Genomic DNA, 24,512 nt, shown 5'->3' on the forward strand with positions numbered 1-24,512 from the left:
ACAAAATAACAAAATAAAAATTATAAATGAATAGATCTGAGGAAGAGAGAAGCAATATGAAAATAGTTAAGCAACAAGCTAAGTTTAGAAAAACCATTGCGGTCACGACCGCAGTATTGATGGCACTCTCATCGTCAATGGTAGGAGCGGCTGAAAAAATTAGTGGCTCAGGCATTGCGGGCTCGCCAGAAATGCTAGCATTAGGTGCTAAATGGCAAGTGATGAGTGATTCTGCCGCTAAACAACGCGGTCGGGAGTTATTTAATGAAAATAAATATGGCATGTTTATCCATTGGGGTTTGTACTCGCAGTTAGGCGGTATATACCAAGGCGAGAAAATGGAAGACGGCGGCACCGGGCCAAGAGTTGCCGAGTGGGTGATGCGCCGCAAAGAAATACCTCGCGCTGAATATGAAAAATTGGCCAAAACTTTCAACCCGACCAAGTTTGATGCTGATGAATGGGTTGCCATTGCCAAAGCGGCGGGCATGAAATACATGGTGATCACCGCTAAACATCATGATGGATTCGCTTTATTTGATTCGAAAGTAACTGATTATGATGTCATTGATGCCACGCCTTTTGGCCGTGATATTATTCGTGAGTTAGAAGTGGCTTGTAAAAAATCCGGCTTGTCTTTTGGCGTATACTATTCCAATGCCCTTGATTGGCGTGATGGTGGCGACTCAGGCATGAAAGACTACGGCCCAGCAAAAAATCCTCTACAGAAGCAGTTTGTTAATCGCTTTGATCCCTCACCAGTATCTTTCGATGATTACATTGCCAATAAATCTTTGCCACAAGTACGTGAGCTAGTGAATAACTACGATTTATCGCAAGTGTGGATGGATACACCGATTTATCTTCCGGCTAAATACAGTTTTGAATTTTATAAAACCTTATATGATGCCAACCCTGAAATCCTAGTTAATCAACGTATTGGCAATGGTTTTGGTGATATTGGTACCCCGGGAGACAATGTTATTCCAGATGCCGCCAGTGCTAATACGTGGGAAGGCATTGCTACCACCAATAATTCATGGGGTTACAAGTCTTATGATACCGATTGGAAATCACCAATAGAAACATTGTATTGGCTAGTTGCCAATGTCAGTAAAGGCGGAAACTTTTTATTAAATGTTGGCCCTGATGGTACCGGTACTATTCCGGCTAAATCAGTGGAGAACCTGTTAGCGGTAGGTAAATGGTTAAAAGTGAATGGTGATGCTATTTATGGCACTAAACCATGGCAAGTTGACCATGAAGGACCGACTAATTTACAAATGAAAGGTACCGGACATCGTAGTAAGAAGAAGTTCAAATTTGAATTTAGCCAGGATGATTTTTGGTTTACTGAAAAAGAGCATAAGGTTTATGCTATTGCCCTTGCTCGTGCCGACAACAACCAAGTCTTAGTCCAAGCTTTCAAAGGTAAAACAGTGAAGAATGTTCGTTTATTAGGTACTTCTGAACTGGTGAAATGGACTAATGGTTCAAAGGGCTTAACTGTAGAATTACCAACGTTTAGTGATGATGGTATAGGTTATGCGCTAGAGATTAGCTTGTAATACTGACTTGATTAGGAATTGGCGATTAGAATCGTATTGATAGAGTTTCTTAATCGCACAATAAAAAGCCTTGTTAACTGTGTTAGCAAGGCTTTTTATTGGCTTTATGTTGAAGAAGTATGGCCCTAACTATCACTCTACTCGGTATTCTCTCGATAGGTATAGTGTCAGTAGGTTTACCCCGCTAGGTACGGTTTAATCACTTCACTGACTTTCTCGGCTAAAAACTGTGATCCTTGCTTATTGAAATGGACATTAACTGGTTGCTGTAAAGTTGTTAGGTTCGGTTTTATTTTGTTATATAAATCGTTCACTTGCACTTGATGGCGTGCCATCACTGCTAGCGCAGCTTGATTGTATAATACCGCATCATTGGGGATTCGCGATGGGGTCACGCCCGTTGGGTAGGGGGTGGTGGTGGCAAAAATCAATTTGGCACCGGTTAGCTGCAAACGTTTGACTAATTCTTCTAAATTTTTAGCATATTGTTTAATGCTCAATTTAGCGGGTTGGTTTGCATCATTACTTTTAACCCCCATACCCTTAGTAATACGCTTTAAATCGTGCAAACCCCAGTTGAAATGTATCACTTGCCATTGTTTGACCCCTTGGGTCTTCAGCCAATTTTCAATACTTCTCAGTCCTTTGCGGGTATCACCACCATTGTCAGGTAATTTACCTTGCTGTTTAATGGGTCGGTAGACATTGGCCTTGCCCTTTAATAATTCCCTAACGCCTAAGGTGTAACCAATGGAGATACTATCACCAATAATCAATACATTCGGCAGGTTAGCCTGTGGCTCAACCGCCCATGTTAATTTTCTTGCTTGCTGCTCAAAAGAGCCAGGTTCAACCGCTGCATTAGCATGGGTTAAGGTGAGCCATGTTAAGCTCAGGGTGACGATAACTACGATGTTTTTATACATAAGGATTCTCTTCTTTACTATCAAGGGGTAACAATAATTATTTATCATGCCTATGCACTTGCCTCAAGGTCGTCATCCCCGTGGTGTTTTAATCGGGGATCCAGTGTATAAAGAGCAATGGATCTTCGATAAGAGACTTCGAAGATGACGTTTACAAAAAGTTCATGAGTAATCTACATAGGCATGTTATTTATTAAGCGTTAATTTTTAATGGTTAATGGTTAATGGTTAATGTTTAAAGATATTAACCGTCACATCATTGTGTTGTTTTATACCAGGGGTCGAACGGCCTGCTGCTACTTGGGCTTGTAATAATGCGGTTAGTTCGGCAACTTTTTCTGGCATGGCGCGGGCTAAGTTATCTTGTTCACCAAGATCATGGTCGAGATTATAGAGTTGCGCGCTAATACCTTTTACTTTTTTAGGTTTACTCCAACCACCAGAGCCAGAGGCAAGGATGAGTTTCCATGGTCCTTGTCGAATAGCAAAATGACCTGATATCGAATGATGGATGATATTTTGTCGCAGTGGCTTTTTTTGTGGGATGTTATTTTTTTTAGTTTTTACCAGTAGTGGCAGAAAACTAATACTGTCTTCGGCAACATTGCCTTCAGCGACATTACCATCAGCGACACTGTTTTTAGCGGTACTGCTCTTAGTGGCATTGTTCTCATCGTTAATGTATTCAGTGTTAATGTCAGCTAGGTTAATCTTGAGCAGTTCAGCCAGCGTAGAGAAAATATCATTTAAACTAATAAGTTGGCTTGATACTGAATTAGCAGGAATAACCTTTGGCCAAGAGACAAAAAACGGTACCCGATGGCCACCATCCCATGAATCTGATTTATAACCCCGTAAATTGCCAGAAGGATAATGACCTTGGGCAACCAACGCCTTAGCATTGGCAGTTTTCTCCGACGTGCCATTATCGGCAGAGCTGATAATAATAGTATTTTCGAGTAAGTTATTACGCTTTAAGGCAGCAATTACTTGGCCGGTACTATCATCGGTTTGCATAACAAAATCGGCATGTTCATTGAGTCCACTTTTACCTAACCAGGCTTTACTCGGCTTTACTGGGCTATGCGGGGAGTTCCACGGAATATAAAGAAAGAAGGGCTGCTTGTTGTTTTTTCTACTGTCGATATATGCAACCGCTGCTTGGGTTAAACGCGGTAACATTTCTACCGGTGTTATTTTTTCACTAACTTGCTGGTTTTTGATCAGTAAGTTCATCTGCCGGGCATGATGGAACCCCAAAAACTCATCAAAACCGCCTTTATCAATGGGCCCTTCGCTAACTTTTGTGCCAACCGTAATATCAGCACTTTTATCATGCTTACCATCAAACAGCATACCTAGATGCCATTTTCCGATCATGCTGGTGTGATAACCTTGGTTTTTTAGCATTTTAGCTAAGGTCAGTCGGTTTTCTGCGATTAATGACTCTCCGCCGGTTAACACGCCTTTTTGTAAACGTGTGCGCCAAGCATAACGGCCGGTTAACAAGGCATAACGTGTCGGAGTACAAACCGAGGAGGCCGAATGAGCGTCAGTGAACGTTAAACCACTTCTGGCTAAGGCATCAAGATTAGGCGTGGGTATTTTTCCGTGCTCAGGGTTAAGATGTTGAATTTCACCATAACCAAGATCATCAGCAAGGAAAATAATAATATTAGGTTGAGTTTGCTCATTAGCAAAAGAGCAGGTTATATAACCTGCTGATAGAGTAAGTATTAAAAATATTTTTTTTGCTAACGTTTGCATGTTTACTTCCTTTTTAGCTTTAGTAAATAAAAAACCACTTGCTACAAGAGAAACAAGTGGTTTATATATTTGATAAATAAAAGTTAATTTATTTTACCGATGAAAACTTCACCGTTTGTAAGTAAAGACTAGGTACTTGAGATGGGCGTAAATTAGGCATAATAACTTCAACACCTTTGTCGGTTTGGGTGAAGCTAAGCGCTCCTGCTACACCTAACATAGTCACTTGGCTTTCTTTACTAAGTTTCAAGTCTTTAATCAGCAGTTTTCCTGACTCAGGCCAGCGCGGTAAAATAGCGTAAACATTATCAGCTTTTTTAGTAAAGTAAGCTTGTTTAACGGCATAACCCGGCTTCGGTGCTATAGTCATTTCTTTAATCGGATTACCATAGTGGTAGTCTTTTTTACTGTACTTGGCGCGTTTACCATCACTCCATTGCGCATCTTTGATCCAATCGCGAGTACCATAAATTGCTTCACCATTAACTTTTAACCAGTCACCCATTTCTAATAACCGTGCTTCCATAATTGGCGGAATTCTACCATCACCCGTTGGCCCGATATCCAATAAGAAGTTACCACCGCGACTGACGATATCAACTAAATTAAAAATTAAGTCTTCGGTGCTGGCGTATTGATCAATTGATTCATGACGGTTATAACCAAATGAATGGCCTATGCCACGCGTTTCTTCCCAAGCATGGTCACCGTTAGGGAAACCTTTGCCGTATTCGGTAGTATAATAGCCACCGTGTTTACCACGTACTTTACCCCACCTATCATTGATCACCAGTTGATCACCACGAGGGTTTTCATTCAAGATCCAAGGTAATATTTCTAACGGACGCCAAACCTCTTCACCTAAAAACCAGTCGCCATCGGTATAAAGTACACTAGGTTTATATTTAGTAATGAGCTCTTTGATTTGTGGGAAATAGACTTCGTCTATGTATTTATCTTTATCTTCTAACCATTTAGGGTTGAACCAATCCCAGATGGAATAATACAAGCCCATTTTTACATTGGCTTTTTTATTCACCGCTTCGGTTAACTCGCCAACAAGGTCACGCTTAGGACCAATTTCAACAGAGTTCCACGGTCGACCAAAAGATTCACTCGCATGTTTATTCGGCCATAAAGTGTAGCCTTCATGATGTTTTGAGGTTAATACTACATATCTGGCACCAGCTCGGTCGAAGATATCAGCCCAATGATCGGCATCAAATAACTCAGCGGTAAACTGCTCGGCAAAATCTTCATATTTTGAATCTTCTCCATAGACCTTATTTTGATAGCCTTGCACGTCTTTTTGCACACTTAAGGCTTTTTTATGTGCGGGAGAGCCATCTCTCATCGGCTGGCCATCAAAACGAACATTTTTATTGCCATCTTTATGATGCCAGTACCACTCAGCATATTGTCCGTGTGGAGAATAGGCAGGTACAGAATAAAGTCCCCAATGAATGAAAATACCAAAACGGGCATCACGCCACCATTGGGGTGTTTCACGACTGTCTATCGATTGCCAATTTGCCTGATACTCTTGCTCGGTAGCGTTAGCTGTACCACTTAAGGCGAGTAATGATGCCAGTGTGACAGAAAGTATTTTTTTCATATTAATAAGCCTATTCACTCGTTGTGTATCTTTAGATATAAAAGAACAGTATACTTTTTGATATACATCGTCAACTGAATTTATAAAGTGTTAAGAGGCAAAGTTAATGGCTAACAATAAAATCATAATCCCGTTGAACACCCAGATGAATAAATTTTATAACGCGGTAAAATACATTATCGGTGCATCAATCATAATAACGTCACTGCAAGTGAGTAGTGATGACAATGTTAGTTTGCATACTGAGCCAGATATTGATTTTTCACTGGTTGAAGGGGCACCAACTAAAACTAATTTCACCGCTGAGAGCCGGGCGTCTATGCAGCAGCTTTATCACGATAAAATTGGACTATTTATTCACTGGGGTCCCTATGCCGTATTAGGCGGTATGTACCAAGGTAAACGTAGTGCTGGTGAGTGGATTATGAATCGTGCTGTTATCCCAGTAAAAACCTATGAGCAGATAGCAGCAAAGAAAATCGACTTGGCAGGTTTTAATGCCGATGACTGGGCACAATTAGCACAAGATGCCGGTATGGGCTTTGTCGTGGTTACTGCTAAGCATCATGATGGTTTTGCGATGTTTGACTCTAAAGTCTCGAATTATGACATCACTGATTTTTCCGGCACTGGGCGCGATCCAATGAAGGAGTTAGCTGAGGCGGTCAAGGATAAAGGCATTCGTTTGGGCTTTTATTACTCGCAAACGCAAGACTGGCACGAGTCGGGCGGCATAGGTAATACGTGGGACTTTACTAAGCCTTCTAAAAAAGCCTTTTCCGCTTATCTTAATAATAAAGCCATTGCCCAAGTTGAGGAGCTGGTACAAAATTATGGTGACTTGGCGATGATGTGGTTTGATACACCAGGGCCAATTAATAGTGATGATGCTGGCAAGTTGATAGCGATGGTGAATAAAAACCAGCCGCAAGTATTAATGAATTCCAGGATTGGCGGCGGGCACGGCCACTTTGAGTCAGCAAAAGATCATGGCTTCCCTCCTGGTGTTTATGTGGATGCTAAAAATGCTATTGAAAACATTAACATTCCTTGGCAAACCCATACTTCGGTAGTTAACCCATGGGGATATACCTCTTGGGCGAACGTTAGGCCCGCAGCTGAATTTATTGATAACTTGGTGGAAGTGGTCAGTAAAGGAGGCGTATTGCTATTAAATGTAGCTCCTGATGGTCATGGCAGTATTCCTGAGGCGCAAGCCCAAGTTTTACGTGAATTAGGACAATGGCTAACAATTAATGGCGAGGCTATTTATGATGCAGATGCTAGTCCGTTTAGCCATCACAAATATCCGATGACAGTGAAAGGTAACAAACTTTATATCCACCTCATGGAGGCTATTGCCGGTGAGTCTTATGAAATTGATGGGCTATTAAGTCGTGTTAAAAAAGCCTATTTACTCGCCGATGAAAATAAAGATTCATTGAGTATTAATCAACAAGGGCGAAGTTTACAAATTACTTTACCAGCAACAATTAAAGCAGAAACCATTACAGTATTAGCTTTATCTTTAGATGAAACACCAATTCGCATTGCCGACCAAACCATGCAGGCACTTGATAATAACTTTAAGTTACCGGTTAAATTAAGTTATATCAATAGTTTGCGTTTTGGTTATGATAAAAAAAATGATGCGAGTTTTCATTGGACTCATAATGGCCAAATAATGTCTTGGCATATTAATATCTCAGTGCCGGGGCGATATCAGATATTTTCTGAACAAGCTGCCGACAATACCCGTGCAGGCATTGAATATACAGTCTCTAACGGTCAACAAACTATCACCGCGTTATCGGTAGCAACCGGTAGTAAAAAGCAATTTAAGGAAATAGAACTGGGTATTTTGAGCTTTGCTAAACCAGGGCACTATCAAATTTCTACCGAAATAACCAAACGTTTGCCTTTTGCTCAAACTAAAACATCACGACTAGATAAATTTAATCTACGCAGTTTGACCATGAAGCTTCTGGTCGAACAGCAGTAGGTTAGCGGTTTATGTTTTACAAATCAGCAGATTATGTAAATTAATGTAAGGTTTATGGCTCCTTAGCAACAATTCAGATAAATTAAATTGTTTAGGGAAGATAACGATCAATCACAAGGTGATTTTGTCTGAATATTCAATGTCAGTTATGAGTGCAGGTTTAGCCAACATTGCCATCTTACCGAACAAAAATTAATGCAAGTTTTTCATGAGATTAAAGGCTATAATCAGTCACTTATTTTTAGTTGTGTTTAGTATTTATAATAGTTACCCCATCATTTAGAGGTGTATTTTGTTTTCTAGTTTCTTTCATGTTGTATTTTGGGCTTTGTTACTCGTGTCATTTAATCAGCAATTAATATCTAAGGTGCAGGCAGCAGAGTTAAACAACGTTGATTTCCAAAAAACGAAGCCAGTATCTAATCAAGTATGTACTAGTTGTCATCAGCAGCAACAGCATAGTTGGCAAGAGTCTGATCATGCTAAAGCAATGGCTATTGCTGATAAAAACTCAGTATTAGGCAACTTCGATAATGTAAACGTTGAGCATTACGGCCAAAAAGCATTTTTCTTTATTAAAAATGAACAATATCAAGTAACGGTTTCTTATGATGATAAGTCCGATACTTATCCCGTTAAGTATACATTTGGCCATTTTCCGCTACAACAATACTTGGTTGAAACCGAAACGGGTAAGTTGCAAGTTTTACCCTTTGCTTGGGACTCTCGAGTTAAAGCTGATGGTGGTCAGCGTTGGTATCATAACTATAGCAATGAAGAAATTCGTCCCCAAGATAGACTGCATTGGCGTCAGCCTCTGCAAAACTGGAATGGTATGTGTGCTGACTGTCACTCTGATGGTTTAAAACGTAATTATAATCTTGATAAAAATAGCTTTTCTTCTAAGTGGGATAATATCAATGTTGGCTGTTTGTCTTGCCATGGCAATATGACTACCCATGCGAAAGAATCAGCAAAAACAGCAAGTTCAGTAAAACGTAATGTCAGCAAAGATATTACCTCGAGTGCACATCCAACCGGGCAATGGCTACGAGCAATAGGGCAGAAAACGGCTAGCTGGCAAGGGAAAAAACGTGATAATAGTTTTATGGATACTTGTTTTGCCTGTCATTCATTACGCGCACCATTAACCGATGGTATTAACCCTAGCAGACCGTTTCTAGATCAGTTTTCGCCACAATTATTAGCGGCGCCTTTGTACCATGCTGATGGTCAAATTAAAGAAGAAGTGTATGTTTATGGCTCCTTCTTACAGAGCAAAATGTTTGCTGCAGGCGTGAACTGCCTTGATTGTCATGACAAGCACACCATGAAGGTAAAAACCTTGGATAATGGTTTATGTTTACAGTGCCATGGCAGCGATGTGTACAACGTAAAGTCTCATCACCAACATCAGGAAGACTCCACAGGTGCACTCTGTGCTAATTGCCATATGCCAACAAACCGCTATATGGGTGTAGATGATAGGCGAGATCATAGTTTTAAAATTCCAAGACCAGACTTATCGAGTGAATTTGATACTCCGAATGCCTGTACCAGTTGCCATGATGATAAAAACAATCAATGGGCGAGTGATAACTTGAAAAAATGGCATGGTAAGCCGAAAGCATTGCCAAACAGTAAGCAATTTTTAATGCGATTAAATAGCGGTCAAGGCATTAACCTTGAAGATCACTTAACTATTATTACTGATAAAAACCTAGCGGTTATCAATCGGGCAACAGCAATTCAGCAGCTTGCTTACACCACGCAAACCATCACCAGTGAAATCTTAGGACCTTTGTTAACGGATAAAGAAAACCTTATTCGATTAAGTGCGGCCAGTGCCGCCACTCTATTGCCACCAACGGATAGAGTGGCTTTATTAGTGCCATTGTTAACCGATAAGTTTAGAGCTATTCGAGTGGCTGCTGCCCGTAGCTTAGTAGACAGCCAGGTTTCAGCCGTAGATCAAGCCGTGTTTGCTCTAGCATTTAAAGAACTACAGCAGTCAAATGATATTAGCAGCTGGCGCGGCGAAGGGCGGATGAATTTGGGCATAAATGCCCTGCAAAGCGGTGATACCATAGCAGCAGAAAAAGCCTTTAAAGCAACGATTGTTGTGGAGCCTTATTTTGATACGGGTTACATCAACTTAGCGGATTTATATCGTTCACTGCAACGACCTGCACAAGTCAGTTCTGTGTTGATGAAAGGCATGAAAAACTTACCTAAATCAGGGGCAATAAAATATTCTTATGGTTTACATCTGGTTCGTCAAAAAACGCTTCCTAAAGCAGTAAGCTATTTTTCACAGGCAATGTTGTTATCTCCTGAAAACTCTCAATATGCTTATACTTATATATTGGCAATGGATGGCACAGGGCAGAGCGCACAAGCGCTGAGCAAGCTTAAGTTGTTAATTATTAATTACCCCGACAATGGCCAATTGCAAGAGCTTGGTTTGTATCTATCACAGAAATTAAACAGTAAAGCTGACTATGACTGGTTTAGGACTTTATAATTTTATTAGGCGATTTTTTACGGTTGATGGTACGAAAATCTAAATTACTAATTTTAGTAGTTAGGTAACTGGCTGATCGAATAGGGGACTTTTGATTATTAGCCAAAATATTATTTATTACCGAAAGAACAGCTTTATACGTTGCTTGCTAACTCAAGTGTAAGTTATTGTATTTATTGGAACTATGTTATTTATATCGTTTATATTAACATTCTTGAGGGGTTGGTGACTTAGGTCGTTGGGCTTCAAATCGCCCCATGGCACCACTAGATTTAAATGATTAAATGAAAGGCCGATACCTTATGTATTGGCCTTTTTTGTCGGGAAGGTTTTTTAACTGCTTTATTCAATCACAAGTAACTATCTGAAAGTGGGAGTGAATTTATAGGGCCACTTAAAATTAATACCAAATCTAGCTATTAATCAATATTAAGTAAGTCTTGTTATGCTTTAGCCGCGATCGCTTGTAGCTGACCACTTGATTCTCGATCAGATACCTCGAGAATGACGAATTAACTTATACCAATTTCATTAACTTATACCAATTTCATTAAATTATTGCTCACTTGTGCTGGTTAAAATACGCCATGTCAGCGCGATACCAAGTACATTAATTAATTGACCACTGAGCGAGAATTAAAAGGCATAGAGGCAAGGCATTGATTGAAGATAATGGTTATTCAGGAGAATAAGCTCCTGCATTCTCTAAGAAGCTACATCCATGTAGCGTCCTTGTCGAAATCAATAACGACGCATGTAAGCCTTTACCTTTTATTAGGTACTCGCCCTTTGGGAGTTTATTAGCAAACTGATAACGGCACAAAATTAAAAAAATATAGAATAACTATGTTTAAGTAATTTTTCTTGTTCTAAGCTCCATAATATAACTCTCAGTTGATCAATATATTAGTGTAATTGGTATTACTCTCAATCCCAATAAGCCAGCTATTGCTCAATTGAGCGCATTGCCCTGATTTATTTTCCCTATGCACAACAAGATCACAAACTTAATGAAACTGGTATTACATTGCTGTAAATGCTTTATACATTAACTATTAAAGTTGAATGACTTGCCTTGGCTAATACTATTTACAAAACCTTGCTTTGCAGCAAAGCCGAACTGTCTTCTTCGACTTCAAGCTCTTGTTCAAGCTCTTGTTCACCTTCTACCTCTTCTTCATCAGTAATGGCTTTGTCATTAATCACTAGATACAAACACGGTAATACTAATAAGCACACTAGTGTGGTAAACAAAATACCAAAGCCTAATGATACTGCCATAGGTACGACAAATTGCGCTTGTCTTGAGGTTTCAAATACCATAGGTGCTAAGCCACAAAATGTGGTGATAGTTGTTAGTATAATGGGACGGATCCTGCGTCGACAGGCTTCTTTAATTGAGTCCAATGCTGAATGTCCTTGTTCAGCTTTTTTGTTGGCATATTCGACCAAGATCAAACTGTCATTAACCACCACGCCGGCTAATGCCAACATGCCCATTAAACTCACGATACTCAAGCCAAAACCTAACACCATATGGCCTAAAATAGCGCCCACTGCGCCAAAGGGAATAATAGCCATAATGACGATGGGCTGAACGTAACTTTTAAAAGCAATGGCCAATAAGATATAAATAGCCACTAAGGCAAAACCCGTGCCCAACTCTAATCTTGAAACACTCTCAGCTATCTCTTCTTGATCGCCACCAAAAACGACTTTTATGCCAGGGTATCGCCCTTGCAACTCAGGCACTAAATAATCTCGCACCATTTTAGCAACCCCAGGGATGTTTTCTTCAGGCAATATTTCCGCGCCAACTTTTTCAACTCGCTGGCCTTTTCGTCTTAAAATAAAGCCCGGCGCTAATACCTTGTTAATAGTCGCGACACTGCCTAAAGGCGCATAACCACCCGCTTTCGTACGGATGAGCAGAGATTCTATTTTATTAACATCACCACGTTCATGCTCCGGCAATCTCACTAAGGTAGTGACTTGATTACGTAACCTGTGTTGTCTTTGCGCGCGTGCTCCGTATAAAGAGGCCCGCATCTGCGCCGCTAAGTCTGTGGCGTCTAGACCCAGCGCCCGGCCATTTTCGTTAAGGCTAAGCTTCCATTGTGGTTTGCCTTCTTCCATGGTGTTAACAGTTGCCACGACATTTTCACTCATGGCTAAAAATTCCACCGCATCTTGGGCGGCAAGTGCCAGTACTTGACTATCACTATGGCGTAATTCTATTGTTAAAGAAGCTGTGCTAACAGCGCTAGAGCCACGTCTTGCGCCGCTAAACCTTAGCTTGCCAAGGTTAGGTAATGACGTAGCATGCTCGCGCCAAAACTCTTTCACTTGATTGGTAGAGTATTCACGCTCTTCGCTTTCTACCAATAACAACGCCACTTCAACGCTATTATCACGAATAATACTGCGAGTACTAACAACACTATTTTCAAGGCCATAAGCTTTGACCATAGATTCGGCGTTAGCTTCTAACGTTGCCCTAAGAAAAATCGCTTGCTGCTCTGTGGACGAGGCAGATATTTCATAATTGGCTTTAACCCAGCGACCATCCATTTTGGGGTAGAGACTAAAACCCATTTTGCCACTGAACGCATAAGCCATGACGATACAAAAAATAAAACAGGCCACTGACAGCACTAAAGCGGGACGCTGCAAACATTTATTAAGCAGGGGAGAATAAATGTTTTCAATAAAATGATTTAAACTGCCATGACATTTTTTTTGCGCTTTATTAAGCCATCGCTCTATTTTAGTGGGTTTCTTGTTGTTTATATGCGCTAAGTGAGAGGGTAAAATAAACAAGGCTTCAACCCATGAAACGGCAAAACAAAGCACTACCACAATAGGGATAGCGCCGAATAATAACTTCATGCTGCCGGGCAATAATAACAAAGGTAAAAAGGCCACAATATTGGTCAAAATAGCGTAGGTAAGTGGCTTAGCCACTTCATTGGCACCTTTTATAGCGGCTTCTTCATAGGACATGCCCTCTTGTATATGGGCGAATATATTCTCGCCGGCAATGATGGCGTCATCAACCACTATGCCTAAGGCAATAATGAAACCAAACATTGACACCATATTGATTGAAACATCAAAGCTAGGAAGAAATAACATGGCGCCTAAAAATGAACTTGGAATGCCGGCTACCACCCAAAACGCGAGTTTAAACTGCAAGAATAAACTCAAAATGATCAATACCAGCAACAAACCAATAAAGGCATTCTTAAGTAATAGGCTTAGGCGTTTTTGATAATTCTTGGCATCATCATCAACAATGGCTATGCCCGAATTAGGCGGTAACATGGCGAGTATTTCAGGCCACATGTCTTCGATGGCATCAGCAATTTGTGACGGTGTTTGATCTCCCGTTCTATAGATATTTAATTGTGCTGATAATTGGCCATTGTAAGTCACTAGATCACGTATGTCAGCAAAGCCCTCGGTGACATTCGCTATGTCACCTAACCGTAATTGATCCCCAGATTTGTCCGAAATAATAGGTACATTGGCTAAGTCTTGTGCCCAAAACTCACGTTGATCAACCGAGACCAGAATATCACCACTATTTGCTTTGATTTTTCCTGCCGATTGTTCAACGACATTCTTTTTTAGCATGCTAGCAATTTTGCTTAGCGTCAGGTCATAAGCTTGCAAGTCTGTTTGCGCCACCTCAACATGGATTTCTTCTTGGGGTATGCCCCTGAGTTTTACCTGCGAGATATAAGGCGATTGTAAAATGCGATCGCGTACCTGTTCTGTCAGTCGTTTTAAGGCGAAACGATCTAAATCTGCATGAACGATGAGTTCCATGACATCGGCAACTCGGGTGTCTAATTTAACATGAGGCCGTTCCATACCCGAAGGAAAAGACGATATTCGATTAACCGCCTGTTGGGCATCTTGATAAACTTTTTGTGGTGTTGCGCCAGCCTCTAACTCAGCTCTTACCCTAACCCAACCGGTACCAATAAAGGTGTCGATTTTACTGATACCGTCGAGGCTATAAAGCGCCGCTTCTACCGGAACGGCAATTGCTACTTCCATTTCACTCGGCGCTGCACCAGGATACGACACCCGCACAGATATAGTATCGCGAGACGTTTCGGGCATATATTCTTTGCGAATCATAAAAGACATCACCAAGCCGCCAAAAATCAAGGCAAGCATTAGCAAGTGCGGAGCCACTTTGTGTTGGATCATCCACGAGATAGCATTCATTTTCTTGGTTGAGTTAGCTTGCTTATTTTGCATAACTTAACCCTTGTTGCACTTTCTCTTGCTCTTTATTCAGTCTTTTACTTTTACTTTTACTTTTACCTTTAGCATTATCAGCAATGGCGACTGTTTCTTGCTTATTTTTGCTTTTACTCTTGGCTATTGCATTTGAAATATTTCTTCTGCTTCTAACCTCTAAACCTATACTGGCAATGCCGGGTTTTTCAGCAAGTGCTCTATCTCCTGGCTTAATATCAGTGTTGACATAAATAACATCCCGGCCTTTAAACAATATTTCAACGGGTCTTTTTTGTAGGGTATTATTTTTATCCACCACCCAAATAGTATTATCCGCTTGTAACCACGGATGTTTAATGGTCCAGGCATTTTTAATGGTTTTACCTTTTAATTGAATATTTAAAAAATCATTAATAAATACTTGTGGCTGGTTCGCTTGTGCTGTTTGCGGATGATCAATAGCCAACAGCAGTTTTACTTGCCGGTCTTTAGTATCTAACTCCGGCAATATTGAGACAAACCGTGCGGTACGCGTTTGACCTTCGCCCCATAACCGGTTTTGCGAAATTTCGGCTAATTGCTGTTTATCTAACAGGGCTAAAAATTTATGCGGGATTTTAACCTCAAGCCAATAAACAGCAGTATTTACCACAGAAAATAATGACGAGTTACTTGATACCTTACTGCCCAAGCCAACCGCTTTACTGATCACTTTACCGTCAAAGGGCATCAAAACACGAGTCCGGCTTAAATTTAACTTTGCCTTGTCAACATTGATTATCGCTACTGCTACTTTAGCCTTGGCCACCGTCAGCTGAGGTTCTCGTAAAACTAAGGATTCATCAATATTCAAACCTTCATAAGTATTGAGCAGTAATAACTCTTCTTTGGCTAATAACTGGTCTGCTTGTACTAGGGAAAAGTTGGCTTTTGCTTGCGCTAACTGAGCTTGTTGAGACTTTAACGCGAGTTCAAAATCCACAGGCTCAAGCTTGGCTAACCATTGGCCTTTTTTTAATTGGCCACCAGGTATCGCTAACGGGTTAATTGACTCAATATTGCCTGATACCCGAGCATGAATTTTCACCAACTCTGCCGGTATGACAATGCCCGAGGCATGCCAAGAAGGTACTACTGAGGCTTTAACTAACTCACTTGTTTGCACCATACGCAAACGTTTTACCTGCTTTTTTTTATAATGAGCGGGTTTTTGCTGGCCCGAATGTAAAATGTAATAACCAAGCACTGCGCCTAAAATAACAATAATTAAAGGTAGCATCTTACTTTTAAAGGAAAGGTTATTTTTAAAGAAGCTTTTATTAGATAAGAAATCACGCATTAACAGGATTTTCCTTTCTGCTTATTTTTGATGTGGCGGCTTGGTTGCTACTTACTTGCTCGATTGGAGAAAAGTCACCGTGGCTTAACTCTCGGTATAATAAAACTCGGTTAATCATTACTCTCTTATTCGCCTCGATGAATTGCCTTTCTAGTGACAAGATACTTTCCTGAGCTTTGAGCAGGTTCAAATAATTGGTTTTACCATTGAGGTATTTTATTGTGGTCAACCTCTCAGTTCGTTCAGCCAAATCTAGTTGTTCTTGCAAATTTTTAGTGATCTTTAATAGTTGAGTTTCATTTATCAGTACTTGATTCACACTCGCGATAGCCGTCAACCACACTTGTTGATAATCAAACAACAGCGCTTGTAATTCCAGTTCACGCTGCTCTACCACGGATTTTCTTTCACCACTATCAAACAGCGGCATTGCCAGTGAGGCAATTAAATTACCTGACCAGTCATCAAATAAATCAGCCACCGAATTTTTTGTTGTTGAATAATTTGCTCGTAAGGTAATTCGTGGATATTGATTTGAAATGGCCATCGCTAAATGCTCATCAGCGGCTTTTATTTTGGCGAAGGCTTGTTCAATGTCAGGGCGGTACTTTAATACTTGTGCGGGAACACCAAGTTTAGGTAACTGTGGCAATGACGGTAGTGAATGCATAATATCTAACTGCTTGCTAATAAACGCCTTGGTCGGCACACTTAACCACAGCGCTAATGTTTGTTGGTAGATGTATAAGTCAGCATGATTTTTGGACTGCAATACTTCAATAGACTTGAGTAGTTTTTGCTGCTGCCAGATGTTTGTCACAGAAATCTTTCCCATGGCGAAACGCCTAGAAATGACCTTTAAAGCATCTTGAGTACGTTGGAATTGGTCGGCCAATACTCGCTGCTTTTCTTGCTCAGACATCAAACCTAGCCAGGCATTGCTAATACTGCCGGCAACTAAAGTGGCTCGGGCGCGGTATAAAGCCAGTTGTTCTTGGTGATTCCAATAGGCTTTATTTTCGTTGGCGGCAATGCCACCCCACAAATCTAATTCCCAGCTAGAGCTCAGGCCAAATGAAGCACTATTCACCTCGCCAAAGTCATCAAACTTAGATGAAACATTGGAGGTTAGATTAAGGCTAGGGTAAAGATCTGCACTGGCAATTTTTGCATTGATAGCACTGCTTTTTAATCTTAACTCTTTTGCTTTTAACGATAAGTTATCTTGCAGTCCTTGGCTAACTAATTGAGATAATTCTTCATTGTCAAAACTATGCCACCAGTCTCTATCCAGCTTGCTGTTGCCTTCTTCGATAAATGACGTTGCCTGTGCAACATTATCAATAACAACATTGTTATTTTGAGCACAGCCAAACAACAGCATCACTGATAGAAAAGCAGGAACAAAAATCGAAAATAAAGCTCGAAGGAAAACAGGCAAGGTAATTTTCATAAAACACTAGTACTACTTAATATTCGAAGGTTTAGAGGTAAGGATTGTCGGTCATTTGGAAAAATTGAGTATCTTTATATTTAAAAGTAATCGAATTAAAGTCGTACAACAACTTAGTTTACAGTTCTTTACAATAAGCAGCATGTAGACAAAATAAGGCACTATAAGTTAAGCGGGCACGGCTAATATATTTTGAGCTCTTATCATGTATGACTTGAGGTAATATAGTCTTTAAAAATCGGCTGTATCCTTAACTTCTTTCGCATCGCGGTGACGACTACACCCCAGAGCACTATCGGGTTATGCATAAGTTAAGCTCTCTGGACTATCCACGCTGAAATAACAAAATGTCGGGAAAAAGTCCTATGAAATGGGGAAGAGGGCGATATTGCTATTAAATAGTATTGTCACTAAGCAAGCTTATAAGGAGATAAACAATACGCCGTGAATTGCGGGTCTGACCAAACATTTTCAATGCGAATGCCCTGATTTGCTAATTCATCAATATTAGGGGCTTTAATATCTTCTGCGGCGTAAGCACTTATCCATTCCTTGCCTAAATCATCAGCGAGAATAAAGAGTATGTTGGGTTTGTTTACTTCACTGTTAATTACTGAAAGTTTTTGGTTAAAAGGCGTAAACGTTACTTTTTCAACAGCTAAGTATTACTGATTTTTAACTTGTTTTAAGGTGAGTAACAAAGACTTTTAACTAATGAGATGTGGGGGCAGTCGGATAAAACCGAGTATATGGAGGGTAAATAAAAGAGGGAAGTGTAGGTACTTCCCTCTTAAATCAGCATGAAAAGAATAGCTCTCGTTAACGTTTATGGCTGCTCAGTAAGCTTGAAGATTTCTTCCATGGCTAACCATTTCTCACCCTCTTTTGCCCAAGGCAGCGCTTGTTGAAATTGCCACATTAACGTTTCCCATCGTTGTACTTCGGGACAATCTGCATCGGCTTTAGCTTTCGCTGCGCCGTCAAATGAATCATCAACATCCATAATCATAAATAAACGGTTATTAATTAAATAAATTTCCATTTCGACTATGCCAGCATCACGAATATTTTTAGCTACTGCGGGGAAACCATTACCTGGTTGGTGATATTCTTTATATTTTTTGATTAACTCAGGATTATCTTTTAAATCTGTCGCTAAACAATGGCGTGTTGTTTTCATAATTTTTCCTTAGTGAAGCTGTCTTTTTAGAGCAATAACAACGGCAGTTGTCATCTTCGAACCCTCTAGTTGTCATCTTCGAAGTCTCCTGTCGAAGATCCATGTTCTAAAAGACTCGAAATATAAGCCGTAAAACTGGATTCTCGATCAGATAACTCGAGAATGACGAATCGACATACCTAGTTGTTAACCTACATTGGATAGTCTAATAATTGCTGGGCAAATACCGATCCATCAACAATGGCGCCTTTATGTTGAATAATACATGCAGATACTTTAGCGGCAAATTTGGCTGACTGCTCGGCAGATCTTCCTATTAACCTGGCGCTAAGGTAAGCACCATTAAAAGCATCACCTGCTGAAGTGGTATCAACAACGTTATTTACTGGTTCGACATCAATATAGCTGCGGATACCATCAACACTCAATAACATGCCTTGAGAGCCATTTTTAATAATGATTTCACTAATAGAAAACTGCTCTAGAAAACCGGCAACGTCTTCAGCATTTTTGGCATTGTACAACACCATATGATCATCGACACCGGGTAGGGCGATATCGGCTAATTCAAATGCTGCAGCGTAAGCGGCTCTGGTTTCATTGAGCGTACCCCATAACATTGGACGATAGTTCGGATCAAAGATAATTTTAGTGCCTGTTGCTTTAAGTTTGAAGATAAAGCGCCATAACTTCTGTCTATCACCTTGTGACAAGATAGCAATAGAAATACCGGAAAAGAAGAAACTATCAACATTTTCAAGGGCAGGGTTATCTAAATCATCACTGAGAAACCTAACCACTTGTTTAGCTGCAGAAGTTTCACGCCAATAGCTAAAGCTACGTTCGCCTTCGTCATCCACATTGATAAGGTACAAACCCATTTGTGCACTAGACGATTGATACACTAAGCTGCTATCAAGGGACTCTTTTTCCATCATAGCGAGCATTTCTTTGCTATTTTCATCATTGCCAATAGCGGTTAAAAATTTAACATTGGCTTGCTCTTTAACGCAACGCTTGATGTAAATACCAGTATTAAAGACATCCCCAGCAAAGCTCTTTTTATAGAGATTGCGTTCATTTGAGCCTTCACCTGTACCGTCGTCTGAGCTGTTACCTGCACTGCCGCTAGTACGACCGAATTCGACCATGCATTCGCCCATTACGACGATATTGCTCGGGACTTTTTTTATACTCGTATTCATGCGCACTTGTCCAAGTCTTTGATTGCATCAATAGCTTGTTTGCTTAAAAGTGTGATAGCGTCCCAATCTTTGTTAGCAATAAGATCTTTAGGTACCATCCAAGAGCCGCCTACAGCAAAAATACTGTCATTGGCAAAGTACTCAGCCATATTGTTAAGGCTTACACCGCCAGTTGGGCAAAATTTCACTTGAGAAAAAACAGTCGATAATGCCTTAATGGTTTTTGCGCCACCGTATTGCGCAGCGGGGAAAAACTTAACTTCTGTAATGCCAAGCTCTAATGCTTGAGTGATTTCAGAAGGTGATACCACACCGGGTAACATAGGCAAACCAGTATTGATCATTGCCGTAGCTAAGGTTTTAGTAAACGAAGGGCTTACTAAAAACTGAGCTCCAGCAGCAACAGAATCTGTTACTTGTTGTGGTGTGGTTAAGGTACCAACACCAACGGTCATTTCAGGTACTTGTTCGCTAACCGCTTTAATACAATCAAGAGCGACTGGTGAGCGTAAAACGATTTCAGCACAGGTGATACCACCTTTGTACAAAGCACGACTAACATTAACAGCGTCTTCAACACTTTCCATGTGTAATACCGGTAGAATAGGGCTGTTTTTAACTAATGCTGCAAAACTTGGATTTAACATAATTCCTCCACAATGGTGTTGATTTGACGAGTTTCACCAATGCGCAAGGCAGATAAACTGTCAGCAAGTTGTCTTTTCAAAGCGGCATTATTTTTTAAATCTTGGCCGAAAACTGATTCAATACTTAAGAAGGCGGCAACCACCTCGCTGCTGTCATCACTAAGCAATGCAGGCATGTTGGAAAAATCGCTAGCAAGTGGGTCAACAATTTCTCTGTTGTCTTTTAAAGCACGACAAATAAACTCGAACCAACAAGCAAGTGATAAAGATAGCAGTTTAGTCGAGCGACCTAAGGCCAAATTATCTTCTATGATTGGCAATATACGCATTTGTACTTTTTGCGAGCCATCCCAAGCAATTTGAGCTAATAAATGGCGAATTTCAGGGTTTAAAAATCGCCCTATAATTTCTTTACTGTAACTTTCTACATCAAGTTCTTTTGGCGGTACGAAAGAGCCAATGACTTCTTCATTGGCAAGTTGACAAATAAACTGATAAAAACCATCATCACTGGTGACATCAAAAACAGTTTCAAAACCCGCAAGTGAACCCGCATAGGCTAAGGTTGAATGTAAGCAGTTTAGTAAACGTAATTTTGCTTTTTCAAAACCTTCAACATCAGAAGTAAACACCACGCCAACTTTATCCCAAGCAGGGCGTTCGCCGTTCCAGTTATCTTCAATCACCCATTGGGTGAACTGTTCACGTTGAATTGGCCATTCATCACGGGCACCAATAGCTTTTGAGACACTATCAACGGTGTAATCTTCCGTTTTAGGGGTGATGCTATCTACCATGGCATTAGGGAAAGCAACGTTAACTTCAATCCAAGTAGCCAAACCTGCATCTAATTGCGTGGCGTAATCGATTACCGCTTGACGCAACTTATCGCCATTGCCAGAAACGTTATCGCAACTTAGTACGTTAAAGGCAGCAATACCGTTAATTTTTCGTTGTCCTAAGGCTTGTGTTATATAACCAATAGCACTGATAGGTTGACTACGATTACTTAAATCGTGAACAATATCACTGTGTTGTAAATCAAGTCGACCATCAGCACCAAGGCAGTAGCCTTTTTCAGTGATAGTTAAGGTCACTAGCTTGGTCGATGCCGCGGTTAAACGAGCCATCACCTGGGCTGGCTGCTCACTAGCAACTAATACTTCTTTAATCGAGCCAATGATTTGATAGTTAATTTCTTTATCTAAAATGGCTAGGGTATATAAGTTATCTTGTTTAGCCAATACATCACGTGCGGTAGCGCTTCTTAATGAAACACCACAAATACCCCAGTTACCGCCGACTAAATTCATGGCGTTTTCTGTGTATACCGCTTGATGCGCTCGATGAAATGCGCCTGGGCCTAAATGAACAATACCTATCTCGGTATTTTCTCTGTCATATTGCGGGGTAACTATTTTAGAGCCATTAGCGACTAAGTTTTCAGCTACATTTTTTACAGTTTTGTTTGATAATTTTATACTAGATTCTTTATTAGATAAGTTCATGATTATTTATCGGCTTTGCCCTTACAGGGTAACGCCGCCTTTCCAAATTGAAATTTCTTTAAATTGATTAAGTTCGTTTTTAGTGGCTTTACCTGAGGCTATCTCGAGTATTAAATCAAAAAATTCTTGTGTACATTCATCTTGAGTTTTATCAAGACGTAATAACTGACCGGCATCGAAATCAATCCAATGTTTTTTACGCGTAGCTAAGCTGCTATTTGAAGAAATCTTCACTGTCGGCACTGGCACGCCTAGTGGTGTGCCTCTCCCGGTAGTAAATAGCACCATATTGGCGCCACTTGCAGCTAAGGCAGTACAAGATACTGCATCATTGCCTGGGCCTTGCAATAAGGTTATGCCATTTTTAGCGGTGGCTTTTTCGCCATATTTGATTACATCTTGCACCGGTGCATTACCACCTTTTTGAATGGCGCCAAGTGATTTGTCTTCTAAGGTGGTTAAACCACCGGCTTTATTGCCTGGTGATGGGTTTTCATATACCGGTTGTTTGTTTTCGATGAAATATTGTTTAAAACCATTAACAAGTTTTACTATGTCGTTATAAACGCCTTCGTTAGCGGCGTTATTCATCAATACTTGCTCAGCGCCGAACATTTCCGGTGTTTCTGTTAAAATAACGGTCGCGCCATAAGCGGCCATTTTTTCACTGATACGGCCTAATAAAGGATTAGCAGTTAAACCACTTAAACCATCAGAGCCACCACATTTCATTGCCAATGTTAGTTTCGAAACTGGGCATGCAACGCGTTTATCATTAGCCATGGTGGCTAATAATTTTTCAATATGTGCCATACCTTCGGCTTCTTCATCATCAACTTCTTGGGCGTTGAAGTAAGATATACGTTCGCTCATTTCGCTGGGTAAATCGGCAACCAGGGCAGATAATTGATTGTTTTCACAGCCTAAACCTAAAAACAAAACGGCACCGGCATTGGGGTTTGACGCCAGTGATGCTAGTAGGTTTTTGGTTTGTGCTAAGTCATCGCCTAATTGCGAGCAGCCAAAAGGGTGGGTAACCGCGAGAAAATCATCGGCTAGTTCACTAAATTGCGCTTTACACTGGCGTACTAATGCTTGTGCTAGGCTGTTAACACAGCCAACACTGTTGATTATCCATAATTCATTACGAATACCTACTAAGCCGTTACTGCGTGGGTAGCCCATAAAGGTCGGCATATCTTCACTAGCATTAGCCAGAACATGATTCGCTGGTTGGTAAGAAAATTTATCGTCATCACTTAGCAACGTTTTTAAGTTGTGACTATGTACCCAATCACCGGCTTGAATAGCTGATGTCAGATAGCCAATTGAATAACCATATTTGATGATTTGGTCATTTTCCAGTTGATTGCTTAACGCAATTTTGTGGCCACGACCTATGTCTTCATTCAAGGTGATATCTTGATTGTTTATTGAAATAACCGAGCCTTTCGCTAAGTCCTCAAGCGCCACGGCAACAGTATCTTTACTATGGACTTGAATAAAACGTCTTACTTGTGGCTGTTCTATGCTCATGATGTGTTCTCTTAACTTATTTCTTAACTTTCTAGCTTTCTAATTTGTAGCGTTATTAGACTGGCTAAAGCATGTTGTTAAAAGCGCTACCTTCAGAGGTTAGGCTTTAAATTTGGCAATATAGTTTGATCTACAACTGGTAAAATTCTTGGGCGTTTTTCCCTAAAATTAAGTCTTTAGCGTGAGGGGAATTATTGTTGATAAAATCAAGTACTAGCGTTTTCACTTGGCTATACTCAGCTGCGACTAAACATACTGGCCAGTCAGAGCCAAACATAATTCTGTTTTGGCCGAATAAGTCCAAAACAGTTTGCATAAAGGGATGAAAGTCATCACTGTGCCAGTTAAGCCAGTCAGCTTCGGTAACCATGCCTGAGAGCTTGCAGTAACACTTTGCATTGTGAGCAAGTACCGCCATATCTTGTTGCCAGCTATTAAAGTCATTTCTTGATTTGATGTTTGGTTTGGCAATATGGTCGATGACTACGTGTAAATTTGGTACTTGTTCGAGCATTTCTGCTGCGGCAGGTAATTGTGAGGCTAAAATTAATAAATCATAGCGGTAGCCTCTATCGGCGATCATTTTTAAGCCACGAATAAAGTCTGGGTTTTGCATGAACTTCGGATCAGCTTCCCCTTGAAGAACATGACGAAAACCGACCAATTTTTTGTGCTTGGCAAGTTCATCTAATTGTTGTGCTAAGGTATCACTTTGTAGATCTATCCAACCAACAACGCCTTTAATCAGTTCTGTTTGCTCAGCAAGCGTTAATAACCACAGAGTTTCTTCCATAGACTGGCGTGCTTGCACGACAATACTGGAGGAAAAGCCATTTAGGTGTAGGGCTTTCTCAAGATCTTTGATAAGAAAGTCTTTCTTCAAAACAGCCATAGAGTCATCAATCCAGTCATATTCAACGGGATCATAATTCCATAAATGGTGATGGGCATCGATATACATACAGACCTCTGAGAGCTTATTATCCGC

At 40.5% G+C, this 24,512-nt stretch carries 15 protein-coding genes; 3 read left to right on the plus strand and 12 right to left on the minus strand.

Going from position 1 to position 24,512, the window contains the following annotated elements:
* Positions 1-56: 56 nt before the first annotated feature.
* Positions 57-1,568 (plus strand): alpha-L-fucosidase, encoded by a 1,512-nt coding sequence (locus F580_RS23785; RefSeq protein WP_019026067.1) that lies wholly within the window; start codon positions 57-59, stop codon positions 1,566-1,568.
* Positions 1,569-1,744: 176 nt separating this feature from the next.
* Here F580_RS23785 and F580_RS0102230 read toward each other — a convergent pair whose 3' ends face one another.
* The 3 genes from F580_RS0102230 to F580_RS0102240 form a co-directional block, all read right to left on the minus strand.
* Positions 1,745-2,494, minus strand: coding sequence for an SGNH/GDSL hydrolase family protein (locus tag F580_RS0102230; RefSeq protein WP_019026068.1), 750 nt, complete (start codon positions 2,492-2,494; stop codon positions 1,745-1,747).
* A 228-nt stretch (positions 2,495-2,722) separates the two neighbouring features.
* Positions 2,723-4,261 carry a sulfatase family protein gene (locus tag F580_RS0102235; protein ID WP_019026069.1) on the minus strand — a complete coding sequence of 513 codons (1,539 nt, stop codon included), beginning with the start codon at positions 4,259-4,261 and terminating at the stop codon, positions 2,723-2,725.
* 88 nt (positions 4,262-4,349) lie between these two features.
* Positions 4,350-5,876: an alpha-L-fucosidase gene (locus F580_RS0102240; RefSeq protein ID WP_019026070.1), complete on the minus strand. Its 1,527-nt coding sequence runs from the start codon at positions 5,874-5,876 to the stop codon at positions 4,350-4,352.
* Positions 5,877-5,982: 106 nt separating this feature from the next.
* Here F580_RS0102240 and F580_RS25315 point away from each other — a divergent pair, with 106 nt between their 5' ends.
* Together F580_RS25315 and F580_RS0102250 are read left to right on the plus strand one after the other, a co-directional pair.
* Positions 5,983-7,878: an alpha-L-fucosidase gene (locus F580_RS25315; RefSeq protein WP_019026071.1), complete on the plus strand. Its 1,896-nt coding sequence runs from the start codon at positions 5,983-5,985 to the stop codon at positions 7,876-7,878.
* 292 nt (positions 7,879-8,170) lie between these two features.
* Positions 8,171-10,402, plus strand: coding sequence for a multiheme c-type cytochrome (locus F580_RS0102250; RefSeq protein ID WP_019026072.1), 2,232 nt, complete (start codon positions 8,171-8,173; stop codon positions 10,400-10,402).
* Between the two features lie 1,089 nt (positions 10,403-11,491).
* Here the strand turns inward: F580_RS0102250 and F580_RS0102255 are convergent.
* From F580_RS0102255 to F580_RS0102295, 9 genes are all read right to left on the minus strand, one after another.
* The gene (locus F580_RS0102255; protein WP_019026073.1) at positions 11,492-14,674 is read right to left on the minus strand and encodes an efflux RND transporter permease subunit; all 3,183 of its coding nucleotides are present in this window, start codon (positions 14,672-14,674) and stop codon (positions 11,492-11,494) included.
* Positions 14,664-15,995: an efflux RND transporter periplasmic adaptor subunit gene (locus F580_RS0102260; RefSeq protein ID WP_019026074.1), complete on the minus strand. Its 1,332-nt coding sequence runs from the start codon at positions 15,993-15,995 to the stop codon at positions 14,664-14,666. Before F580_RS0102260 ends, F580_RS0102255 begins: the two co-directional genes overlap by 11 nt.
* Positions 15,988-17,448: a TolC family protein gene (locus tag F580_RS0102265; RefSeq protein ID WP_019026075.1), complete on the minus strand. Its 1,461-nt coding sequence runs from the start codon at positions 17,446-17,448 to the stop codon at positions 15,988-15,990. The genes F580_RS0102260 and F580_RS0102265 overlap by 8 nt, the downstream gene beginning before the upstream one ends.
* Before the next feature lie 826 nt (positions 17,449-18,274).
* Positions 18,275-18,628 (minus strand): L-rhamnose mutarotase, encoded by a 354-nt coding sequence (locus tag F580_RS0102270; protein ID WP_019026076.1) that lies wholly within the window; start codon positions 18,626-18,628, stop codon positions 18,275-18,277.
* A gap of 191 nt (positions 18,629-18,819) precedes the next feature.
* A complete protein-coding gene (locus F580_RS23795) occupies positions 18,820-19,833 on the minus strand; it encodes a sugar kinase (protein WP_083926929.1) in 1,014 nt (337 codons plus the stop codon).
* The gene (gene eda / locus F580_RS0102280) at positions 19,830-20,480 is read right to left on the minus strand and encodes a bifunctional 4-hydroxy-2-oxoglutarate aldolase/2-dehydro-3-deoxy-phosphogluconate aldolase (RefSeq protein WP_019026078.1); all 651 of its coding nucleotides are present in this window, start codon (positions 20,478-20,480) and stop codon (positions 19,830-19,832) included. Before eda ends, F580_RS23795 begins: the two co-directional genes overlap by 4 nt.
* Positions 20,474-21,988 (minus strand): mannitol dehydrogenase family protein, encoded by a 1,515-nt coding sequence (locus tag F580_RS0102285; protein ID WP_019026079.1) that lies wholly within the window; start codon positions 21,986-21,988, stop codon positions 20,474-20,476. The genes eda and F580_RS0102285 overlap by 7 nt, the downstream gene beginning before the upstream one ends.
* 21 nt (positions 21,989-22,009) lie before the next feature.
* Positions 22,010-23,524, minus strand: coding sequence for a UxaA family hydrolase (locus F580_RS0102290; RefSeq protein WP_019026080.1), 1,515 nt, complete (start codon positions 23,522-23,524; stop codon positions 22,010-22,012).
* Between the two features lie 130 nt (positions 23,525-23,654).
* A complete protein-coding gene (locus tag F580_RS0102295; RefSeq protein WP_019026081.1) occupies positions 23,655-24,485 on the minus strand; it encodes an amidohydrolase family protein in 831 nt (276 codons plus the stop codon).
* Positions 24,486-24,512 lie beyond the last annotated feature (27 nt).

Origin of the sequence: Colwellia piezophila ATCC BAA-637 (genome assembly GCF_000378625.1) — a bacterium.
GTDB classification, from domain to species: domain Bacteria; phylum Pseudomonadota; class Gammaproteobacteria; order Enterobacterales; family Alteromonadaceae; genus Colwellia; species Colwellia piezophila.

Excerpts from the sequence above, each read along its gene's own strand:
- F580_RS0102295 (WP_019026081.1), bottom strand. The coding sequence starts at position 24,485 with ATGTATATCGATGCCCATCACCATTTATGGAATTATGATCCCGTTGAA.
- F580_RS0102235 (WP_019026069.1), bottom strand. The coding sequence starts at position 4,261 with ATGCAAACGTTAGCAAAAAAAATATTTTTAATACTTACTCTATCAGCA.
- F580_RS0102240 (WP_019026070.1), bottom strand. The coding sequence starts at position 5,876 with ATGAAAAAAATACTTTCTGTCACACTGGCATCATTACTCGCCTTAAGT.
- F580_RS0102260 (WP_019026074.1), bottom strand. The coding sequence starts at position 15,995 with ATGCGTGATTTCTTATCTAATAAAAGCTTCTTTAAAAATAACCTTTCC.
- F580_RS0102285 (WP_019026079.1), bottom strand. The coding sequence starts at position 21,988 with ATGAACTTATCTAATAAAGAATCTAGTATAAAATTATCAAACAAAACT.
- F580_RS0102265 (WP_019026075.1), bottom strand. The coding sequence starts at position 17,448 with ATGAAAATTACCTTGCCTGTTTTCCTTCGAGCTTTATTTTCGATTTTT.
- F580_RS0102290 (WP_019026080.1), bottom strand. The coding sequence starts at position 23,524 with ATGAGCATAGAACAGCCACAAGTAAGACGTTTTATTCAAGTCCATAGT.
- F580_RS0102230 (WP_019026068.1), bottom strand. The coding sequence starts at position 2,494 with ATGTATAAAAACATCGTAGTTATCGTCACCCTGAGCTTAACATGGCTC.
- F580_RS23785 (WP_019026067.1), top strand. The coding sequence starts at position 57 with ATGAAAATAGTTAAGCAACAAGCTAAGTTTAGAAAAACCATTGCGGTC.
- eda (WP_019026078.1), bottom strand. The coding sequence starts at position 20,480 with ATGTTAAATCCAAGTTTTGCAGCATTAGTTAAAAACAGCCCTATTCTA.
- F580_RS23795 (WP_083926929.1), bottom strand. The coding sequence starts at position 19,833 with ATGAATACGAGTATAAAAAAAGTCCCGAGCAATATCGTCGTAATGGGC.
- F580_RS0102270 (WP_019026076.1), bottom strand. The coding sequence starts at position 18,628 with ATGAAAACAACACGCCATTGTTTAGCGACAGATTTAAAAGATAATCCT.
- F580_RS25315 (WP_019026071.1), top strand. The coding sequence starts at position 5,983 with ATGGCTAACAATAAAATCATAATCCCGTTGAACACCCAGATGAATAAA.
- F580_RS0102255 (WP_019026073.1), bottom strand. The coding sequence starts at position 14,674 with ATGCAAAATAAGCAAGCTAACTCAACCAAGAAAATGAATGCTATCTCG.